The organism is Vibrio sp. SCSIO 43136 (genome assembly GCF_023716565.1).
Taxonomy (GTDB): Bacteria; Pseudomonadota; Gammaproteobacteria; order Enterobacterales; family Vibrionaceae; genus Vibrio.
Window position 1 is genome coordinate 2,872,873 of the sequence record NZ_CP071848.1, and the last position, 18,748, is coordinate 2,891,620.

Here is an 18,748-nt window from a genome sequence, read left to right on the forward strand (position 1 = left end):
AAAACGCACAGCGGGCTATTTGTTGATAGGGATTTGTGCCCGCCTTAAGTTTGCGCCAATTGGCATACGCCAATCGCAACCGCAGGGAGACACTCCGTGAAGAAATACCTTTTTTGGGGATTGGGATTTGCGCTAAGTCCTACCTTGGTGTTCGCGAATAGCCAGTACAACTTGACCCAAGGGGTCACTCAAATCAGTGAAGAAGTCTATCAACTGCACATGTTGATATTCTACATCTGCTGCGCCATCGCCCTAGTCGTGTTTGGGGTGATGTTCTACGCCATCTTCAAACACCGCAAATCCAAAGGTGCGGTGCCTGCTAACTTTCATGAAAGCACCAAAGTTGAGGTTATCTGGACACTCGTCCCTATCCTTATTCTGATTGGTATGGCAATTCCAGCCACCAAGACTTTGATTGCTATGGAAGATACCTCGGAATCAGAGTTGACGGTCAAGGTGACAGGCTCTCAATGGAAATGGCACTACAGCTATTTTGGTGAAGAGGTCGAATTCTATAGCTTCATGTCGACCACAGAAAAACAGATTGAAGGTGAAGAAGCCAAAGGCGCTCATTACCTGCTAGAAGTTGATAAACCCTTGGTGCTTCCAATTAATCGCAAAGTGCGTTTCCTGCTGACTTCGGATGACGTCATCCACTCTTGGTGGGTGCCAGACTTTGCCGTCAAGAAAGATACCATTCCCGGCTTTATCAATGAGGCTTGGACCAAAATCGATAAACCTGGCGTCTATAGAGGCCAATGTGCAGAGCTCTGCGGCCGCAATCACGGCTTTATGCCTATCGTAGTACACGCTATGGAAGAGGCTAAGTTTGATGCTTGGCTCGCTAATGAGAAACAAGTCGCTATCGCCAAAGCTCAAGAAGCCAAAGCCGCGCTTAGCCAAGATCTATCGATGGACGAACTGATGACCTTAGGTGAAGAAGTTTACCTTGGCCGATGCGCTGTTTGTCATCAAGCCAATGGCCTAGGCGTCGGCACTGTGTTCCCTGCATTGAAAGGCAGTGAAGTCGCGCTTGGCGACATAGGAGTTCATATCGATATGGTGGTCAACGGTGTACCCGGTACCGCGATGCAAGCCTTTGGATCTCAGCTGACCGATAAGGAAATTGCCGCCGTCGTGACCTACGAACGAAATGCATGGGAAAACAATACCGGAGACCAAGTTCAGGCTTCCGATGTCAATGAATTTAGAAGCAAGGAGGCTAACTAATGGACCCTTCTAGCCCAAAGACCGATCTTCATGAGTCACATGATAGCCACGATGATCATGGCCCAGCGAAAGGGATCGCTCGCTGGATTTACTCAACCAACCACAAAGATATAGGCACTCTCTACCTGTGGTTTAGTTTTATTATGTTCCTCACTGGCGGCTTTATGGCGATGATCATTCGCGCCGAGCTGTTCCAGCCAGGGTTGCAGTTGGTCGACCCTCAATTCTTTAACCAAATGACCACAGTGCACGGGCTGATCATGGTGTTTGGTGCGGTAATGCCAGCGTTTACTGGCCTCGCAAACTGGATGATCCCAATGATGATCGGTGCGCCGGATATGGCACTGCCAAGAATGAACAACCTCAGTTTCTGGATCTTACCGTTCGCCTTTTTGATTTTGCTGAGCTCACTATTTATGCCCGGTGGTGGTCCGGACTTTGGGTGGACTTTCTACGCTCCGCTATCCACTACTTATGGCCCTGACAGCACGGCGCTGTTTGTTTTCTCGGTGCATATCATGGGGATCAGCTCAATCATGGGAGCGATCAACGTGATCGTCACCATAGTAAATATGCGAGCACCGGGCATGACTTGGTTTAAGCTACCAATGTTCGTTTGGACTTGGCTCATCACCGCTTTCCTGTTAATTGCCGTAATGCCCGTTTTGGCAGGGGCGGTAACCATGGTGCTAACCGATAAGTACTTTGGCACCAGCTTCTTTGATGCGGCAGGCGGCGGCGATCCAGTGATGTTCCAGCACATCTTCTGGTTCTTCGGTCACCCAGAGGTATACATCATGATCTTGCCATCTTTTGGCATTGTCTCTGCAATCGTACCCGCTTTTAGTGGTAAGAAACTGTTTGGCTACCACTCGATGGTTTATGCTACCTGCAGTATCGCCCTACTCTCTTTCTTAGTTTGGGCGCACCACATGTTCACCACTGGCATGCCCGTATTTGCTGAACTGTTTTTCATGTATTGCACCATGTTGATTGCGGTGCCCACCGGGGTAAAAGTGTTTAACTGGGTGGCGACCATGTGGCGAGGAGCAATGACCTTTGAAACCCCGATGCTATTTGCTATTGCCTTTATTGTGCTGTTTACCATTGGTGGGTTCTCAGGCTTAATGCTCGCCATTGTGCCGGCTGATTTTCAGTACCATGATACCTACTTCGTGGTGGCGCATTTCCATTATGTCCTTGTATCAGGTGCGGTATTCTCCATTATGGCAGCCGCCTACTATTGGCTACCAAAATGGACTGGGCACATGTATGACCATAAGCTAAGTCTGTGGCACTTCTGGTGCTCTGTTATCTCAGTTAACGTGCTGTTCTTCCCAATGCATTTCTTAGGATTGGCAGGCATGCCAAGGCGTATTCCTGACTATGCAATTCAGTTTGCCGACATTAACCAAATCGTCTCCATCGGTGGCTTTGCCTTTGGCCTGTCTCAACTCATCTTCTTATGGCTGGTGATCAAATGTATTCGTGGGGGCGAAAAAGCAACGTCACAAGTTTGGGAAGGCGCTGAAGGACTGGAATGGAGCGTAGCAAGTCCAGCGCCTCATCATACCTTTACTCACCCACCTAAGGTGGACTGAGGTGACTTATGGCGATGGCTCAGAACTCCCATCGAAAACTGACCCTAGGACTGCTTGCGGCTGTCGTTGGCATGTTTGGTTTTGGTTTTGCTCTGGTTCCTCTCTACGACATTATGTGTGATGTATTGGGGATCAACGGTAAAACCAATTCAGAATCTGTCGCAGCGCCCAGCGCAATGTCGATCGATACCAGTCGCAGTGTAAAAGTCCAGCTTATGGCCCATATTCCACCTAACATGCCTTGGTCCTTTGCACCTGCGGTGACGGAAATCAGTGTCCATCCAGGCGAAGTGATTGAAACGCATTTTGTCGCTCAAAACCTCGGACAATCAGCGATTACTGGCCAAGCCGTACCGTCTGTCGCACCGGGGCTTGGTGCTAACTATTTCAATAAAATTGAATGCTTTTGCTTTAACCGCCAGCCACTAGCCTCTCAAGAAAGTGCGCAATTGCCGGTCATTTTTTATATCGAGCCAGACATTCCTGACTCAATCCATACCCTTACTCTTTCTTACACTCTCTTTAACATCACCGAGGCCAACGAGCCAACGCTCGCCATGGCACAAGGAGGTGAACAATGAAACCAACCTATTATGTACCAAGCCAAAGTGTCTGGCCTATCGTCGGCGCAGTTGCGTTATTTTTTACGGCGGTTGGCGCAGGAGTCACGGTTCAAAACATTGAAACGGGGTCCTTTTTCGGCAAGCTGATGCTGTTTGCTGGATTTGCCATGTTGGTGGTGATGTTCGCAGGCTGGATGCGCCATCTAGTTCAAGAATCACTGGCCGGACTCAACTCAGCGCAAGTGGACCAATCTTATCGTCAAGGCATGGGTTGGTTCATCTTCTCTGAAGTAATGTTTTTTGGTGCTTTTTTTGGAGCACTGTTGTACGCAAGGATGTTTGCTGTGCCTTGGCTAGCTGGGGCAGACAACAATCTGATGACTCATGAAGTGCTATGGCCTGAGTTTGAAGCGATCTGGCCACTGACCAAAACGCCAGATGGCACCACCACCGAAGGCATGGGGTGGCAAGGATTGCCACTGATAAACACCCTAATCCTACTTACCTCTTCTATCACTTTGCACTTAGCACATACCAGTTTAGAGAAAAACCACAGAACAGCGCTGATCGTCTGGTTAGAAATCACCATTATTCTGGCAGTGGTGTTCCTTTACTACCAAGGGGTGGAATACGCCCATGCGTATCAGGAGATGGGGCTAACACTGCAATCTGGGATTTATGGTAATACCTTCTTCTTACTGACGGGCTTTCATGGCATGCACGTGTTGATAGGGACCATTTTCCTCATTGTGCTGCTGGCTCGTATCGCTCATGACCACTTTAGCCAATACAACCACTTCGCTTTCCTAGCAGGGAGTTGGTACTGGCACTTTGTGGACGTGGTTTGGTTGTGCTTGTTTGTATTTGTTTATGTGCTTTAGGGCTTTTGTCCTCCCCCGAGACTCCGGCCGCTTGAAGGGGAAGAGCGATTCCGAGCACTTAGTTAACAAATCAATAAGGTCTTGGATTTGGCACTACCCACCCAGAAGAAAGAGCAACGAGCAATACCAGTACCACAGCGGCAGAAAAGATAAGCCTCTTACCTAAAAAATGGCTCGCTGGCTTGTCTGAACTTCCCCGTACAACGACGACGAGGGCCTTAGCCATATTTATGATCACCAAGAATAAAGCGACCACTAACAATAGCTTGAACAGAAACAGGGACATAAAAGCTCCTTGGGTAACGCAGGGAAAAGTTTGGATTGCTCTTGGTTTAACTCTGGCTGTGTTCATCTTATTAATCAAGTTAGGGCTTTGGCAGTGGCAACGAGGCAATGAGAAGTTAGCGATGGAGAGTGCTCTGCAAGATAGAGCCTCTCATGCACCTATCTCGCTTGAGCAGGCTATCAACAACAAGGCCAGCAACTTAACTGGAACACAAATCCAAGCTCGGCTCACTCCGTTAAAACAACAAGCTTGGTTACTCGACAACCAAATTTGGGACAGCAAAGTGGGATATATGGCTTATCAATTGATGCAGGATCAACAACAAAACTTGTGGCTGTTCGAGCTAGGGTTTGTACCTGCGCCAAATAGCCGTGACCAATTGCCCAAACTGGATCTGGTTGGAGAGATGATTGAGGTTAAAGGGCGTTTGTATCAACGTTCAACCAACCCATTGAGTCATGATCTCAATGCAGAGTCTGGGGATATCTCTCGAATCCAAAACCTCAATATCCCTCAATTGTCTGAGCAGTTAGGGCTGACGATACAGCCTTGGTTAATCCAACCACTTAATCTTACTCAACCAAACTACCCCCACCCATGGGCTCCAATCAACATGAGCTCACAAAAGCACTTTGGGTATTCGCTGCAATGGTTCTCTATGGCAGCGGTATTGCTAGCGCTAGTCATCGCCTTCATTTGGCGAGCAAGGAGGCAAGATGAAAAACATCACTAAGCAATGGAGAGGACGCCTGATCCTTTTAAGTTTGATCGCACTGTTTGCTTTGCCTGCAGGCATTGCCAAGCTATTTCTGTCAATGAACTGGTACCAAACTGGTGTGACGAACAAGGGCGTTTTGGTCGAGCCTGCCACCTATTGGAAAGATTTCGGTCTAGAAGCCAATCAATCAAACTTATGGCAGCTAGCCTTGGTGCTGCCTGAACAGTGTGACTCTGACTGTCAGCAGCAGGTACACCTGCTTGGGCAAAGTCATCAGGCGCTCGGAAAATATCAAGCTCGCGTCTCTCCAACCCTGTTGACAACGGTCGATTCAAAAGCCCATTTTGAGTTGCAGACCCTTCCCGTCAACCAAGCTTTTATCGATAGAATAGATGCGTTGAGCTATGTCATCGTCGACCCGAGAGGGCAAATCGTGATGACTTACCCCTATGTGGCCAATGCATCTCAAGTTGCTCAAACCAAAGCTATGCTGGCAGACCTTCGTAAGTTACTCAAACTGTCTAGAGTTGGCTAAGGGGCTAGAATGTTGAAAGTTCGGATACTGCTCGCTTTTTCACTGGTCTTGACCATTACCGTCATCGCTTTGGGCGCTTATACTCGCCTCTCCAACGCAGGGCTTGGTTGTCCTGATTGGCCGGGATGCTATGGACATATCACGGTTCCAACTCAGTCAGAGCAATTAAGTAAAGCACAGGCACTGTTTCCAGAAACCCCTGTTGAGCCTTACAAAGCTTGGCTTGAGATGATTCACCGCTACGTAGCGGGTATCCTTGGTCTTGCTGTGGTAGCCATCGCTTTCACTTGCGCCAGAACAGGAATCGCCTCAAAAGCTTTTTGCACTGGGTTAGTCGGGTTAATCGTCTTTCAAGCTGCGCTTGGTATGTGGACCGTGACGCTCAAACTCATGCCGACCATTGTCATGCTGCATTTAGCTGGCGGTTTTAGTCTGTTTTGCTTGCTGTGGGTACTCTATCTAAGAGCCCGCCCCCATCCAACCGTACCCTTTGTCTCCACCAGCATCACTCGCTGGGCACGAGTGGGGCTTATCATCTTAATTGCTCAGATTTTTCTAGGGGGCTGGACCTCGTCTAATTACGCCGCCTTGATGTGTACAAGCTTACCTATCTGCCAAGGGGACTGGGTAAGCCAGCTCAACTTTGTGGCGGCATTTGACCTACTGCAACAGGGTCATGACAACTATGAGTTTGGCGTACTTGGTGGTGATGCTCGCACCACAATCCATGTCACCCACAGAATCGGAGCGATACTCACGACACTGGTACTCACCACACTTTCAATCTTGATGCTTCGAAGTGAACACCCTCAAGCCAAAAGGCTTTCCTTTGGTCTGTTGGTACTGCTTACAATACAAATTGGCCTTGGGGTCACCAATGTGCTTTACCAATTACCGTTACTGGTAGCAACAGCGCATAACCTTGGCGCTGCGCTGCTTCTGATTTGGACTGTAAGAATCAACCTAAGTGTGCAGAGCGAAAATAGAACCATTAGACAGATGCTGGATAAACCGCAATTCAAGGAGCAAGATTATGGATAAGACGCTACTCGAACCGCAGCAAAGCCTTCACTGGCGAGACTTCTTACAGCTCACTAAACCTAAAGTTGTGGCACTGATGCTTTTGACCGCATTGGTTGGTATGTGTTTATCTACCCAAGGTCCACTACCATGGAACAACACTCTCTTTGGCCTGATTGGTATTGGTTTGATGGCAGGCAGTGCTGCTGCGTTTAATCACCTAATTGACCGTCGCATCGACGCTATCATGGCAAGAACCTATCGTCGTCCACTGCCTACTGGGCAGCTAAAAGCGAGCCAAGCACTGACATTTGCGATTGTCATTGGAGCCTTGGGCTTTGCTTTGCTCTATCGTGAAGTCAATCCGCTCACGGCTTGGTTAACACTAGCAAGCTTGGTTGGTTATGCGCTGGTGTACACCATGTACCTCAAACGAGCCACGCCACAAAACATTGTCATTGCTGGTATTGCGGGTGCTATGCCACCTCTACTCGGCTGGACAGCCATTACAGGAGAGATGCATGCCAATGGCTGGCTGCTGGTGATGATCATCTTCATTTGGACCCCACCCCATTTCTGGGCATTAGCCATTCACCGCAAAGATGACTACGCCAAAGCCGATATCCCGATGCTTCCCGTCACACACGGGGTCGAATACACCAAGACCAGTATTCTGCTTTATACCGTACTGCTAACGATCGCTTGCCTATTTCCAGTACTGACTGGAATGAGTGGACTGCTTTACGGGGCAGCAGCAATGGGGTTATGCGGTGGCTTTACCTATCACGCATGGAAGCTCGCCTATCGAGATACCCCAAAACAGGCAATGGAGACCTTTAAGTATTCGATTTATATGTTGATGGGGTTATTTGTGGCGTTGTTGGTGGATCATTATGTGATTGGTTAACGGGAAACAGGAAACGGGAAACGGGAAACGGGAAACGGGAAACGGGAACTCAGCGTGTAATCACCACACGTAAAGTCAACCACGCAACAGACTTTTCCGTTAGCCCTTAGCCGCAGGCGTCCGTTAGCGCAGCGTCCCTTTCCCCTCTGCTCTTCGAGCACACATAAAAAAACCGGAGCACTAGGCTCCGGTTTTAAAATCGCTTGTTACTGAATTACTCAGCAGCAGCAACTACTAGGTTCACAGTAGCGAAAACTTCAGAGTGAAGTTGAACACTGATCTCGAACTCACCAACGTTACGTAGAGCGCCTTCAGGAAGACGAACTTCGCTTTTAGCTACTTCAACGCCTGCTGCAGTGATTGCATCAGCGATGTCGCGAGTACCGATAGAACCGAATAGTTTACCTTCGTCACCAGCTTTAGATTCGATAGTTACTGCTTCTAGAGCGTTAACTTTCTCAGCGCGTGCTTCAGCAGCAGCTAGTTGCTCAGCAACTTTAGCTTCTAGCTCAGAACGACGTGCTTCGAACATCTCAACGTTAGCTTTAGTTGCCATTACTGCCTTAGCTTGTGGGATAAGGAAGTTACGAGCGTAACCAGCTTTAACGTTAACAGTATCGCCTAGACCACCTAGGTTGCCGATTTTATCAAGTAGAATAACTTGCATTGTTTAATCCTCTTTGATTACTGATGCTTGTCAGTGTATGGCAGAAGAGCTAGGTAGCGTGAACGCTTGATAGCGCGCGCTAGCTGACGCTGGTACTTAGCACTTGTACCAGTGATACGGCTAGGTACGATTTTACCAGCTTCAGTGATGTAGTTTTTAAGAGTTGCTACGTCTTTGTAATCAATCTCTTGTACGCCTTCTGCAGTGAAACGGCAGAATTTACGACGACGGAAGAAACGAGCCATGGGCTATCTCCTGATCTTAAATTTTAATAATGCGGCTTTCACAATCAAATTGTTAAAGCCTAAACAAGTTGAGAAATTTTGCGGCTTACACCAACAAAGAATTACTCAGCAGATGCTTCTGGCTTAGCTTCTGCACGCTCTTCGCGACGAGGAGCACGCTCAGAGCGCTCTTCTTTTTGCTTAAGCATGATAGATTGCTCAGTCACAGCAGCTTTAGTGCGCATGATCATGTTACGTAGAACTGCATCGTTGAAACGGAAAGCAGTTTCTAGCTCGTCGATCACTTCTTGACCAGCTTCAACGTTCATTAGAACGTAATGAGCTTTGTGAAGCTTGTTGATTGGGTAAGCCAGTTGACGACGACCCCAGTCTTCTAGACGGTGTACAGTACCGCCAGCTTCAGTGATAGAACCAGTGTAACGCTCGATCATGCCAGCAACTTGCTCGCTTTGATCAGGGTGAACCATGAATACGATTTCGTAATGACGCATTTGGTTGCTCCTTACGGATTATTAGCTTCCACGATTGGCTCGGTCATCCTGAGGAAGCAAGGAACTAAAGATAATTGACCGAGAATTAAGGACGGCAAATGGTACAGAAAAACGGCAGTTGGGGCAAGGGGAAATTTGGGTTTAAGGGGAAAAGGGTTTAAGGGAGGAAGGGGAAGAGCTAGGTTATGGGGTAAGTGGTTAATTTGTAGATGATATTGCTAATTGTGCACACTGAACAGTCCTCCCCCTTTTCAAGGGGGAGCTAGAGGGGGTTAAAACACCGCACTACAATTTAAGTACAAGACTTAACGTAAGCCCGCAGCTTTAACCCCTCCTAACCTCCCCCGGGACTCCGGCCGCTTGAAAAGGGGAGGAACTACATCCCACACTTGGTGAGAAAATTACTTCGCTTGACGCTGACGTACTGCTTCGAACAGGCAGATACCTGCGGCTACCGATACATTCAGGCTTGAAACCGTACCTGCCATAGGGATCTTGATTAAGTCATCACAGGTTTCACGAGTTAGGCGGCGCATGCCGTCGCCTTCTGCGCCCATAACGATGGCTAGTGGGCCAGTCATTTTAGCTGCGTAGATATCGTGTGTTGCTTCACCTGCAGTGCCAACAAACCATACGCCCTGCTCTTGTAGCGCACGCATGGTGCGAGCTAGGTTAGTCACTCGTACTAGCGGCACAATTTCAGCAGCACCACAAGCCACCTTGCTTGCGGTTGCACTTAGTGGTGCTGAGCGATCTTTCGGTACGATCACCGCTGCCACGCCAGCTGCGTCTGCGTTACGTAGACAAGCACCTAAATTGTGCGGGTCAGTAACACCATCCAATACCAACAGCAGTGGAGCTTCGTGCTGAGCGATAATCGCATCAAGGTCATGCTCGTTAAGCTGACGAGCAGGCTTCACTCGTACAATAACTCCTTGGTGGTTGGCACCAGCCGCTTTGTCATCTAGCGCTTTACGACCCGCTTGCTGAATAGTGACGCCTAGCATCTGCATCTCGTTTAGGATTGGCAGTAGGCGCTCATCCTGACGACCTTTTAGTACAAACGCTTCAATAAAACGCTCAGGCTCGCGCTCCAGCACGGCTTTTACGGCGTGGATGCCGTAGATAAATTCGTTACTCATTTCAGATTCCGCTATTTCTTAGCACTTGGTTTCTTAGCGCTTGGCTTTTTCTTGCTGCGAGATTTTTTCTTGCGAGCTTTCTCTGCCTTGGTTTTGTTCCGAGTCGACTTTTTCTCCTCCTCAGTACTACCATCCGGACGTTTAGTTGGCTCAACCATAGCTTTGGCTTTAGCACCCGGCTTGCGAGATTTCACTGCTGCTTTTTTCTTACTAGCAGCCTTCTTCTCAGCTTGAGCGGCTCGCTTCTTCGCAGTCTTACCTTTGCCGCGTAGCTTACGGCTTGTTTCGACTAATTCAAAGTCAATTTGACGATCGTTTAAATTCACCGCTAGCACTTTAACTTTGACCGCATCACCTAATCGATAAATGGCACCAAAACTCTCGCCGATAAGTCGTTGACCAATAGGGTCAAACTGGTAGTAATCGTTAGCTAGATTAGATATATGCACCAGACCATCGATATGCAGCTCGGTCAGGCGTACAAAGAAGCCAAACCCAGTCACGTTAGCAATCACGCCATCAAGCTCTTCACCCACATGGTCTTGCATGTATTCACATTTCAGCCAGTCCGAGACTTCACGTGTGGCATCATCCGCACGGCGCTCGGTCATCGAGCACTGCTCACCAAACACGTCCATATCATCGAATGAGTAGTGGTAACCACCGGTTGGTGTCCAGCGGTCTTGGTTACGGCCTTCTTTTTTGGCGATCAAATACTTGATAGCACGGTGCAGCAATAAGTCAGGGTAACGACGAATTGGTGAGGTGAAGTGCGCATAACGCTGTAGCGCTAGACCAAAGTGACCTGCATTATCTGCGTTATATACCGCTTGCTTCATTGAGCGCAGCAACATGGTTTGGATCAGCTCTTTGTCTTGACGCTCAGCAATAGCTTTCACCAAGTCTGCATAATCTGTTGGTGATGGCTCCAAGCCACCATTGAGGTTCAGTCCCAGCTCTCCTAAGAAATCGCGGAAACCTTGCAGGCGCTCTTCACCCGGAGTTTCATGCACTCGGTATAGTGCGGGCTCTTTTAACTTCTCAACCAATGATGCCGAGGCAATATTTGCCAAGATCATGCACTCTTCAATCAACTTGTGCGCATCATTACGGATCACAGGTTCAATGCGGTCAATCTTACGCTCGGCATTGAAGATAAACTTGGTTTCGATGGTTTCGAATTCGATTGCGCCGCGGTTTTCACGCGCTTTCTTCAGCACTTTGTACATGCTGTGCAGCTCTTCTAGATGCGGCACTAGCGGCTCGTAGCGTTCACGTAGCTCTTCATTGCCATCTAGGATCTCACCAACTTTGGTGTACGTAAGACGAGCGTGGGAGTTCATGACTGCTTCATAGTGTTTGTAACCGGAAAGCTTGCCCGCCTCAGAAATGGTCATCTCACACACCATACACAGACGATCAACCTGTGGGTTCAAAGAACACAGACCGTTGGATAGAACCTCAGGTAGCATTGGCACAACTTGAGATGGGAAGTAGACAGAGTTGCCACGCTTGATCGCTTCTTTGTCTAGCGCGCTGTCTGGGCGAACATAGTAGCTGACATCAGCGATAGCGACCCATAAGCGCCAACCACCGCTCTTTTTGCGCTCACAGAAGACAGCATCATCGAAGTCACGAGCATCTTCACCATCGATGGTCACCAATGGTAAGTCACGTAGGTCAACCCGCCCTTTCTTTGCCTCTTCTGGCACTTCTTCGCCAAAAGATTGGATCTGTTTTTCAACCTCTTCAGGCCACTCACAAGGGATCTGGTGAGTACGGATAGCGATCTGAGTCTCCATCCCCGGTGCCATATTTTCACCAAGAACCTCCACCACTTTGCCCGCCATGCCACGTGAGCGACTACCACGGTCAGTAACTTCAATCACCACTACATTACCCATACGAGCGCCATTACGATGCTCATTTGGGATCAAGATGTCTTGGCTAATGCGAGAGTCGTCTGCCACAACGTAGGCATACCCTTGCTCTAGGAAGAAACGCCCAACAATCTGGGAGTTTCGCTCTTCAAGTACACGAACTAAACGCCCTTCTCGGCGGCCACGCTTGCTGTTGTCTGTCGGTTGCACCAACACCAGATCACCATGCAAAATAGTTCGCATCTGGTGGTGAGGCAGCACAATATCATCATCCTTTCCTTTGCTGCCTTCTGGGCGCACCCAACCATGGCCGTCTTTATGACCAATGACATAGCCTTTAATCAACTCAAGCTTTTCTGGCAGTGCGTAGCACTGACGACGTGTAAACACCAATTGACCATCTCGCTCCATGGCGCGAAGACGACGGCGCAAGCCCTCGTACTGTTCTTCACCAGACAGCTCTAGTGCTTCAAACAGATCATTTCGATTCATTGGAACGTTGGCTTGGGTCAGAAAGTTAAGAATAAACTCTCGACTTGGAATTGGGTTGGAATAGTTTTGTGCTTCGCGATCCGCAAAGGGATCAGCGGAGTGTTTATCAGACATAAGCAAGACCTGCTAAGGAAAGGAGTTGCTCTAAGTATATCTAAATCTGTCAGTTAGCAACACTAAGAAGCGCAATTAGCTGCGGATTGTCGTCGATCATGTCAGCGATGGTGCAAGTATCCAGTTCTGCCAAAAATGCCAGTTTCGCTTTAGCAAGACGGTCTTTAAGGCGGCATGCTGGCGTAATATGGCAAAACTCAGGGGAACAGTTCACCACTTGTAACGGCTCGATTTGGCGCACAACATCACCAATCACAATCTGATTAGCAGGTTTACCTAAACAGATCCCGCCATTTTTACCGCGCACCGTTTTCACATAACCAAGTTGTCCCAGCTTATTGATAATTTTGATCATGTGGTTTTTAGATACCGAGAAGTTATCACTCACTTTTTGGATACTGGTGAGCTCTCCATCAGGTAGGGCCGCTAGATAAATCAAGGCGCGTAGGCCAAAATCAGTAAAGTTAGTCAGTTGCATAACACCCTCTTTTTCATGCACACAGTGTAAAACTTCTATTGACCAAAAGATATATTTTAGATACAACTTAAAACATGCATTCCAGATACAACTTTAAATAAGGAAGCGTTATGCTCAGCTCAACTACTATTGATATCGTAAAATCTACCGCACCATTGATCGCCGAAAAGGGCCCTGCCCTAACGGCGCACTTTTATGATCGTATGTTCGCCGCTCACCCAGAGCTGAAAGACATCTTTAACTTGACCCATCAGGATACGGGTCGACAACGTGAAGCGTTATTTAATGCGGTATATGGATATGCGGCAAACATCGACAACATCGAAGTGCTACTGCCAGTGGTTGAGAAAATTGCCCAAAAACACGCCAGCTTCAATATCACTCCAGAGATGTATGACATCGTGGGTACGCACCTGCTAGCCACTATCGATGAACTATTTTCTCCAGGCCAAGAAGTGCTAGATGCGTGGGCAGAAGCATATGGCTTGCTTGCAACAGTATTCATTGATCGTGAAGAGGCCATTTATACTGAAACTGAAGCCAAACAGGGTGGCTGGCGTGGCACTCGTCGCTTTAAACTGATTGAAAAGACTCAAGAAAGCTCGGTAATTACTAGCTTCACTTTCGAGCCTGTCGATGGTGAACCTGTGGTGGATTACAAGCCGGGCCAATATCTTGGTATCTACCTACAACCAGAGCAATTTGAGAACCGAGAGATCCGCCAATACAGCTTATCTGATGCACCAAATGGCAAGACTTACCGCATCTCAGTGAAGCGTGAAGAACAAGGTGTTGTCTCTCAGTACATGCATGATTCATTAACGATTGGAGATGAAGTTGAACTAGCCGCTCCTGCTGGGGATTTCTTCTTTACGTCTGAACAAGATAAGCCTGTGGCTCTTATCTCTGCTGGCGTAGGTATTACTCCAATGCTATCTATGCTTGAAACCATCAAGAGCGAGCACAACGCCCCAATCACTTGGCTGCATGCTGCTGACAATTCGGACCGCCATAGCTTTAAACAGCGTGTAAATGACATTGTTGCGACAAACCAGAATGTTGCCGAACGCACTTGGTATCGTGATCAAGAAGGCTTGATGGAGCTTGCTGCAATGAAGGAAAACATTGATTGGGCAGCAACCGATTTCTACTTCTGTGGCCCGGTTGCATTTATGCAGTCAGTAGCGAAGCAGCTTGTCGAGCTTGGCGCAACGCAAGATCAAATTCACTACGAGTGCTTTGGCCCACATAAAGTACTTTAATCGTTAGAGCCAACAAAAATGCCCCGATAGATTCGGGGCATTTCTTTGAGTACGGCTTACGGCTTACGGCTTACGGCTTACGGCTTACGGCTTACGGCTTACCAGAAGGTGTTACGGCGCTTCGCTCTCGCAATAATATTATCTGGCATTCGCTGCTCCAAACCTTGGCGCAGCATGGTGATGCGTTTGTGTTGACGCTGATCGGGTGTCACCGAATTATATAACCAGCGGTAGGCATCTTCATAATCCAAAGGGCTACCATAGTCACGAAGCAAAAGCTCAGCGAGCTGAATACGAGCACTAATGTTACCCATAGACGCAGCTTCCCTTAGATAAGGAATTGCGCGCTCTTTATCTTGTTGCACAAAGGTGCCACGTGAGTAGTAACGCCCCAGTTGCTCAAGCGCAGCAGGCATACCTTGGTGGGCAGCATTTTCGATGTAGTAAAGCCCAAGCTCTACGTCTCGATCAACACATACCCCCCAAGCAAGCATGTCACCGTAGAGAAATTCATACGATGGCAAGTTAATCCGAGTCGCACGCGCAACGATATCTTCTACCAGCTGACAACCGTCAGCTTTGACTCGTTCTAGGTGCTTGTTCTGCTCTATTAAGTTTATCAGTTCAGCTTCGCTGTATACTGGCACTGGGTCCCCAATCCCATCATCAGCCTGCACCAAACTGACACGGGAACTAAGGACCAACACCAACGCAGCTGCAACAGCTCGTAGTTTCATGGTCGTACTCTTTGATCATACCGTGCTTTACTTATCGGCAGTGGCTGATAATTCTTTAGCCAAAATCCACCTTTTTGCGGCAACATTTTGCCACGTAAGATTAAATTGTAGCCAAGTTTTAAGGGGAACTGAACAGGTTTATAGAAGGGTTTTGAAAGTTGTTTTGATTCAGTATTTTAGCTCCTCCCCTTTCAAGCGACCGGCGATCCGGGGGAGGTTGAGAGGGGTTCTGAGTAGACTTAAAGCAAGTACATTTGGTTGGTTTGAGCAGAACCCCCACTAGGCGTGCCCCTCCAACTCCCCCTTTTATCGACTTCTTCGATCAATTAGCCCCATCGAACAAGGGGGAGAGCTATTTTTCGAACTCTTTTGGACTTGTGTATAAGAGACAGCTCCCACTCCCCCTTGGAAAGGGGGAGAGTAGTTTTTCATTCGCTGTCAGCCAAATAATAAAAAAGCCGACTGCATAACAGTCGGCTTTCATATTCTATTTCAGCAATTCAACGTATTATGAGTTGAATGGGTGAACCTTAATCATTGTCTCGTTACGGTCAGGACCGGTTGAGATAATGTCTACAGGAACACCTGTTAGCTCTTCGATGCGCTTGATGTAATCAAGTGCCGCTTGAGGCAGTTGCTCAAGAGAAGTTGCACCGAAAGTCTTGTCGTCCCAACCAGGCATAGTTTCGTAGATTGGCGTTGCTTTTTCGAATGCTTCAGCAGCCATTGGAGAAACTTCTAGGATAGAACCATCTTCCATCTGGTAACCAGTACAGATCTTAATTTCTTTAAGTCCGTCTAGCACGTCTAGCTTAGTTAGACAGAAACCAGAGATAGAGTTGATTTGGATTGCACGACGCATAGCAACAGCATCGAACCAACCTGTACGGCGCAGACGACCAGTGGTTGCACCAAACTCGTGGCCAACATCACCAAGGTGCTTACCAACAGGGTCTTGCTTGTCTAGACCGTCGTAAAGTTCTGTTGGGAATGGGCCTGAACCTACACGAGTACAGTACGCTTTAGCGATACCTAGGATGTAACCGATGTAGCGAGGACCGAAACCAGAACCTGCAGCAACACCACCAGCGGTCGTGTTTGAAGAAGTTACGTACGGGTAAGTACCGTGGTCGATATCAAGTAGAGTACCTTGAGCACCTTCGAACATGATCTTATCGCCGCGCTTACGTGCTGCGTCTAGTTCGTCAGTTACGTCGATAACCATTGAAGTAAGTAGATCAGCGTAACCTAGGCATTGCTCTAGTACTTCTTCGTAGCTTACTGTGTCAGCTTTGTAGAAGTGCTCTAGTTGGAAGTTATGGAATTCCATTACTTCTTTTAGTTTTTCAGCGAAAACTTCTTTATCGAAAAGATCGCCAACGCGTAGACCGCGACGAGCCACTTTATCTTCGTAAGCTGGACCGATACCACGACCCGTTGTACCAATAGCTTTCGCACCACGAGCGATTTCACGCGCGTTGTCGATAGCGATGTGGTAAGGAAGAATTAGAGGACAAGCTTCAGAAATGAAAAGACGCTCTTTTACAGGGATACCGCGCTCTTCAAGAGGCTTCATTTCTTTAAGAAGTGCTTCAGGAGATAGTACTACGCCGTTACCTATAACACATTTAACGTTATCACGTAGGATGCCTGATGGGATTAAGTGAAGAACGGTTTTCTCACCGTCAATGACTAGGGTGTGACCTGCGTTGTGACCGCCTTGGTAGCGAACCACGTATTTTGCATCTTCAGTTAGAAGGTCTACGATTTTACCTTTACCTTCGTCACCCCATTGGGTGCCAAGAACGACTACGTTATTACTCATCTTTCCAGTTCTGATTGCTAGTTAAAAATGGATTCTAGCACCGAATCACATTTCGTGCAGTCATTTTTTGTTCATAATTAAGCAATGTGGTAGCGGTTTTATGCTGCATTTTGTTTAAGCGGTTAATTTCTATATAAGAACTTACAGCGACATATATAAAATCACCGCCCCAGAGACCACCAAACAGCCACCAATACGACGCAGCTGGTTATCTGGTTGCTTGCTTAATTCAACCACCATCGCCCGCCAACCGTTAGGGGCTAAGAATGGACCGAGGCCTTCGATGAGTAGGACTAAGCCGAGAGCGGTTAGTAATGTTTGGGACATTTGCTTCTCCTTTGTATTTTCTTTAAGCCCTCCCCCTTTTCAAGGGGCCGGCGATCCGGGGGAGTTGGAGGGAGTTAAAAGAACTTAAGGAGAGAGTTTCACTAACAAGAGAGCTAAGCTCTTAATCTCTACAGTGATACCTAGCCAAGTCCTTTCAACCTCACAACACTCTGATAGTTTAGGGTTAACCCCCTCTAGCTCCCCCTTGAAAAGGGGGAGGACTGTGTATCACTCGCTGTAAGCTCTTTCTCTTGCTCTTACCCTTTTACCTTTAGCGAAGCGTCCGTTTACCCTTTCCCCGAATACAAATAACCCCACAACTCAAACCAAGCTGCGGGGTCAATTTTCACACTGAATCCAAGTCAAAAAACTTATTTAGCGCCCTTAGCATCATTCATATACTTAAAGAATTCACTATTCGGGTCTAGAACCAGAATATCATCTTTGCTGTTGAATGATTTTTCATAAGCGGTCAATGAACGTAGGAAGCCGTAAAACTCAGGGTCTTTGTTAAACGCTCCAGAGTAGATACTCGCTGCTTTTGCGTCTGCTTCACCTCGTGTTACACGAGCGGTTTTGTCAGCTTCTGCAAGTACAGTGGCAACTTCTAGCTCCGCTTGAGCACGGATAACCTCCGCTTTCTCACGACCTTGAGAACGGTGCTTACGCGCTACCGACTCACGCTCTGCACGCATACGACGGTAGATTGATTCACTGATTTCATCCGGTAGGTTGATCTTCTTAATACGGAAGTCAACAACGCGAACACCAAGGTCAGTCAATGCAGATACGCGAGTATCAGCAAGGACTTCTTCCATGATCTTGTCACGCTCACCATCAATTTTCAGTGCTTCACGCGCCGCTTCAGTGGTCAGCTCTTCTTCACCTTCGGCAGGCAATACGATATCCGTACGAGGGCCTGATACGATCTGCTTGATTTCTCGAGAACCGATTTCAGAACGAAGCACGTCTGTTACTTTACGCTCAAGTAGGGTTTGCGCCGTAAGCACATCACCACCACCAGTTGCTAGGTAGTATTGACCGAAATCTTCGATACGCCACTTCACGTACGAATCGATGATTACGTCTTTTTTCTCAGACGTTACGAAACGGTCAGCTCGGCCATCCATGGTTTGGATACGCGCATCTAGGCGCTTAACACGGTCAAACATTGGCAGTTTGAAGTGTAGGCCTGGTTCGTAGATGCGAGACATCTCGTTAGTATCTTTCAATACACGACCGAAACGGATCACGATGCCGCGTTCACCTTCAGGGATAACAAACAGTGACATCAGTAGTAGCGCTATCAGTACCACTACCACAGGGACTGCAATTTTACGCAACATA

General features: G+C 47.9%; 20 protein-coding genes. 9 read left to right on the forward strand and 11 right to left on the reverse strand.

The window, feature by feature from the left end; translation table 11 throughout:
- The first annotated feature begins 120 nt into the window (after positions 1–120).
- From coxB to J4N39_RS13445, 4 genes are read left to right on the forward strand one after another with little or no spacing between them, the layout of a single operon-like run.
- Entirely contained in the window at positions 121–1,230 is a 1,110-nt protein-coding gene (gene coxB, locus J4N39_RS13430) for a cytochrome c oxidase subunit II (RefSeq protein ID WP_252023770.1), read from the forward strand.
- The gene (gene ctaD / locus J4N39_RS13435) at positions 1,230–2,831 is read left to right on the forward strand and encodes a cytochrome c oxidase subunit I (RefSeq protein WP_353505599.1); all 1,602 of its coding nucleotides are present in this window, start codon (positions 1,230–1,232) and stop codon (positions 2,829–2,831) included. The genes coxB and ctaD overlap by 1 nt, the downstream gene beginning before the upstream one ends.
- Positions 2,832–2,839: 8 nt before the next feature.
- Positions 2,840–3,412 carry a cytochrome c oxidase assembly protein gene (locus J4N39_RS13440; RefSeq protein ID WP_503063689.1) on the forward strand — a complete coding sequence of 191 codons (573 nt, stop codon included), beginning with the start codon at positions 2,840–2,842 and terminating at the stop codon, positions 3,410–3,412.
- On the forward strand, positions 3,409–4,275 hold the full coding sequence (locus tag J4N39_RS13445) for a cytochrome c oxidase subunit 3 (RefSeq protein WP_252020330.1): 867 nt from the start codon (positions 3,409–3,411) through the stop codon (positions 4,273–4,275). Before J4N39_RS13440 ends, J4N39_RS13445 begins: the two co-directional genes overlap by 4 nt.
- A 70-nt stretch (positions 4,276–4,345) precedes the next feature.
- On the opposite strand, the gene J4N39_RS13450 is transcribed toward J4N39_RS13445, so the two are convergent.
- Positions 4,346–4,561 carry a DUF2909 family protein gene (locus tag J4N39_RS13450; RefSeq protein WP_252020332.1) on the reverse strand — a complete coding sequence of 72 codons (216 nt, stop codon included), beginning with the start codon at positions 4,559–4,561 and terminating at the stop codon, positions 4,346–4,348.
- Between the two features lie 58 nt (positions 4,562–4,619).
- Between J4N39_RS13450 and J4N39_RS13455 the strand changes: the two genes are divergently transcribed.
- From J4N39_RS13455 to cyoE, 4 genes are read left to right on the forward strand one after another with little or no spacing between them, the layout of a single operon-like run.
- Positions 4,620–5,294 carry an SURF1 family protein gene (locus J4N39_RS13455; protein WP_252020334.1) on the forward strand — a complete coding sequence of 225 codons (675 nt, stop codon included), beginning with the start codon at positions 4,620–4,622 and terminating at the stop codon, positions 5,292–5,294.
- Positions 5,278–5,814, forward strand: a complete 537-nt coding sequence (locus J4N39_RS13460) for a redox-active disulfide-containing membrane protein (protein WP_252020336.1) — start codon at positions 5,278–5,280, stop codon at positions 5,812–5,814. Before J4N39_RS13455 ends, J4N39_RS13460 begins: the two co-directional genes overlap by 17 nt.
- A gap of 9 nt (positions 5,815–5,823) precedes the next feature.
- The gene (locus J4N39_RS13465) at positions 5,824–6,855 is read left to right on the forward strand and encodes a COX15/CtaA family protein (protein ID WP_252020338.1); all 1,032 of its coding nucleotides are present in this window, start codon (positions 5,824–5,826) and stop codon (positions 6,853–6,855) included.
- Positions 6,848–7,741, forward strand: a complete 894-nt coding sequence (cyoE, locus tag J4N39_RS13470) for a heme o synthase (RefSeq protein WP_252020340.1) — start codon at positions 6,848–6,850, stop codon at positions 7,739–7,741. Before J4N39_RS13465 ends, cyoE begins: the two co-directional genes overlap by 8 nt.
- Before the next feature lie 214 nt (positions 7,742–7,955).
- On the opposite strand, the gene rplI is transcribed toward cyoE, so the two are convergent.
- The 6 genes from rplI to nsrR form a co-directional block, all read right to left on the reverse strand.
- Positions 7,956–8,408 carry a 50S ribosomal protein L9 gene (gene rplI, locus J4N39_RS13475; RefSeq protein WP_252020343.1) on the reverse strand — a complete coding sequence of 151 codons (453 nt, stop codon included), beginning with the start codon at positions 8,406–8,408 and terminating at the stop codon, positions 7,956–7,958.
- Positions 8,409–8,425: 17 nt separating this feature from the next.
- Entirely contained in the window at positions 8,426–8,653 is a 228-nt protein-coding gene (gene rpsR / locus J4N39_RS13480) for a 30S ribosomal protein S18 (RefSeq protein ID WP_000090472.1), read from the reverse strand.
- 101 nt (positions 8,654–8,754) lie between these two features.
- Positions 8,755–9,144, reverse strand: coding sequence for a 30S ribosomal protein S6 (gene rpsF, locus J4N39_RS13485; protein WP_252020345.1), 390 nt, complete (start codon positions 9,142–9,144; stop codon positions 8,755–8,757).
- Between the two features lie 401 nt (positions 9,145–9,545).
- Positions 9,546–10,286, reverse strand: coding sequence for a 23S rRNA (guanosine(2251)-2'-O)-methyltransferase RlmB (gene rlmB, locus J4N39_RS13490; RefSeq protein WP_252020347.1), 741 nt, complete (start codon positions 10,284–10,286; stop codon positions 9,546–9,548).
- Positions 10,287–10,297: 11 nt separating this feature from the next.
- On the reverse strand, positions 10,298–12,772 hold the full coding sequence (gene rnr / locus J4N39_RS13495) for a ribonuclease R (RefSeq protein ID WP_252020349.1): 2,475 nt from the start codon (positions 12,770–12,772) through the stop codon (positions 10,298–10,300).
- Between the two features lie 49 nt (positions 12,773–12,821).
- The gene (nsrR, locus tag J4N39_RS13500; protein WP_252020351.1) at positions 12,822–13,250 is read right to left on the reverse strand and encodes a nitric oxide-sensing transcriptional repressor NsrR; all 429 of its coding nucleotides are present in this window, start codon (positions 13,248–13,250) and stop codon (positions 12,822–12,824) included.
- 110 nt (positions 13,251–13,360) lie between these two features.
- Between nsrR and hmpA the strand changes: the two genes are divergently transcribed.
- The gene (gene hmpA / locus J4N39_RS13505; protein ID WP_252020353.1) at positions 13,361–14,512 is read left to right on the forward strand and encodes an NO-inducible flavohemoprotein; all 1,152 of its coding nucleotides are present in this window, start codon (positions 13,361–13,363) and stop codon (positions 14,510–14,512) included.
- Positions 14,513–14,610: 98 nt separating this feature from the next.
- Here hmpA and motX read toward each other — a convergent pair whose 3' ends face one another.
- The 4 genes from motX to hflC all read right to left on the reverse strand — a co-directional run bounded on the left by motX (position 14,611) and on the right by hflC (position 18,747).
- A complete protein-coding gene (motX, locus tag J4N39_RS13510) occupies positions 14,611–15,249 on the reverse strand; it encodes a flagellar protein MotX (protein WP_252020355.1) in 639 nt (212 codons plus the stop codon).
- A gap of 508 nt (positions 15,250–15,757) precedes the next feature.
- The gene (locus tag J4N39_RS13515; RefSeq protein WP_252020357.1) at positions 15,758–17,074 is read right to left on the reverse strand and encodes an adenylosuccinate synthase; all 1,317 of its coding nucleotides are present in this window, start codon (positions 17,072–17,074) and stop codon (positions 15,758–15,760) included.
- Between the two features lie 141 nt (positions 17,075–17,215).
- Positions 17,216–17,401 carry a DUF2065 domain-containing protein gene (locus J4N39_RS13520; protein ID WP_252020359.1) on the reverse strand — a complete coding sequence of 62 codons (186 nt, stop codon included), beginning with the start codon at positions 17,399–17,401 and terminating at the stop codon, positions 17,216–17,218.
- Between the two features lie 371 nt (positions 17,402–17,772).
- Entirely contained in the window at positions 17,773–18,747 is a 975-nt protein-coding gene (gene hflC / locus J4N39_RS13525; RefSeq protein ID WP_503063690.1) for a protease modulator HflC, read from the reverse strand.
- Position 18,748: the final 1 nt, after the last annotated feature.

Excerpts from the sequence above, each read along its gene's own strand:
- J4N39_RS13465 (WP_252020338.1), top strand. The coding sequence starts at position 5,824 with ATGTTGAAAGTTCGGATACTGCTCGCTTTTTCACTGGTCTTGACCATT.
- J4N39_RS13450 (WP_252020332.1), bottom strand. The coding sequence starts at position 4,561 with ATGTCCCTGTTTCTGTTCAAGCTATTGTTAGTGGTCGCTTTATTCTTG.
- motX (WP_252020355.1), bottom strand. The coding sequence starts at position 15,249 with ATGAAACTACGAGCTGTTGCAGCTGCGTTGGTGTTGGTCCTTAGTTCC.
- ctaD (WP_353505599.1), top strand. The coding sequence starts at position 1,230 with ATGGACCCTTCTAGCCCAAAGACCGATCTTCATGAGTCACATGATAGC.
- rpsF (WP_252020345.1), bottom strand. The coding sequence starts at position 9,144 with ATGCGTCATTACGAAATCGTATTCATGGTTCACCCTGATCAAAGCGAG.
- nsrR (WP_252020351.1), bottom strand. The coding sequence starts at position 13,250 with ATGCAACTGACTAACTTTACTGATTTTGGCCTACGCGCCTTGATTTAT.
- J4N39_RS13520 (WP_252020359.1), bottom strand. The coding sequence starts at position 17,401 with ATGTCCCAAACATTACTAACCGCTCTCGGCTTAGTCCTACTCATCGAA.
- rpsR (WP_000090472.1), bottom strand. The coding sequence starts at position 8,653 with ATGGCTCGTTTCTTCCGTCGTCGTAAATTCTGCCGTTTCACTGCAGAA.
- rlmB (WP_252020347.1), bottom strand. The coding sequence starts at position 10,286 with ATGAGTAACGAATTTATCTACGGCATCCACGCCGTAAAAGCCGTGCTG.
- J4N39_RS13515 (WP_252020357.1), bottom strand. The coding sequence starts at position 17,074 with ATGAGTAATAACGTAGTCGTTCTTGGCACCCAATGGGGTGACGAAGGT.
- J4N39_RS13460 (WP_252020336.1), top strand. The coding sequence starts at position 5,278 with ATGAAAAACATCACTAAGCAATGGAGAGGACGCCTGATCCTTTTAAGT.
- J4N39_RS13440 (WP_503063689.1), top strand. The coding sequence starts at position 2,840 with ATGGCGATGGCTCAGAACTCCCATCGAAAACTGACCCTAGGACTGCTT.
- rplI (WP_252020343.1), bottom strand. The coding sequence starts at position 8,408 with ATGCAAGTTATTCTACTTGATAAAATCGGCAACCTAGGTGGTCTAGGC.
- J4N39_RS13445 (WP_252020330.1), top strand. The coding sequence starts at position 3,409 with ATGAAACCAACCTATTATGTACCAAGCCAAAGTGTCTGGCCTATCGTC.
- rnr (WP_252020349.1), bottom strand. The coding sequence starts at position 12,772 with ATGTCTGATAAACACTCCGCTGATCCCTTTGCGGATCGCGAAGCACAA.
- hflC (WP_503063690.1), bottom strand. The coding sequence starts at position 18,747 with ATGTTGCGTAAAATTGCAGTCCCTGTGGTAGTGGTACTGATAGCGCTA.
- cyoE (WP_252020340.1), top strand. The coding sequence starts at position 6,848 with ATGGATAAGACGCTACTCGAACCGCAGCAAAGCCTTCACTGGCGAGAC.
- hmpA (WP_252020353.1), top strand. The coding sequence starts at position 13,361 with ATGCTCAGCTCAACTACTATTGATATCGTAAAATCTACCGCACCATTG.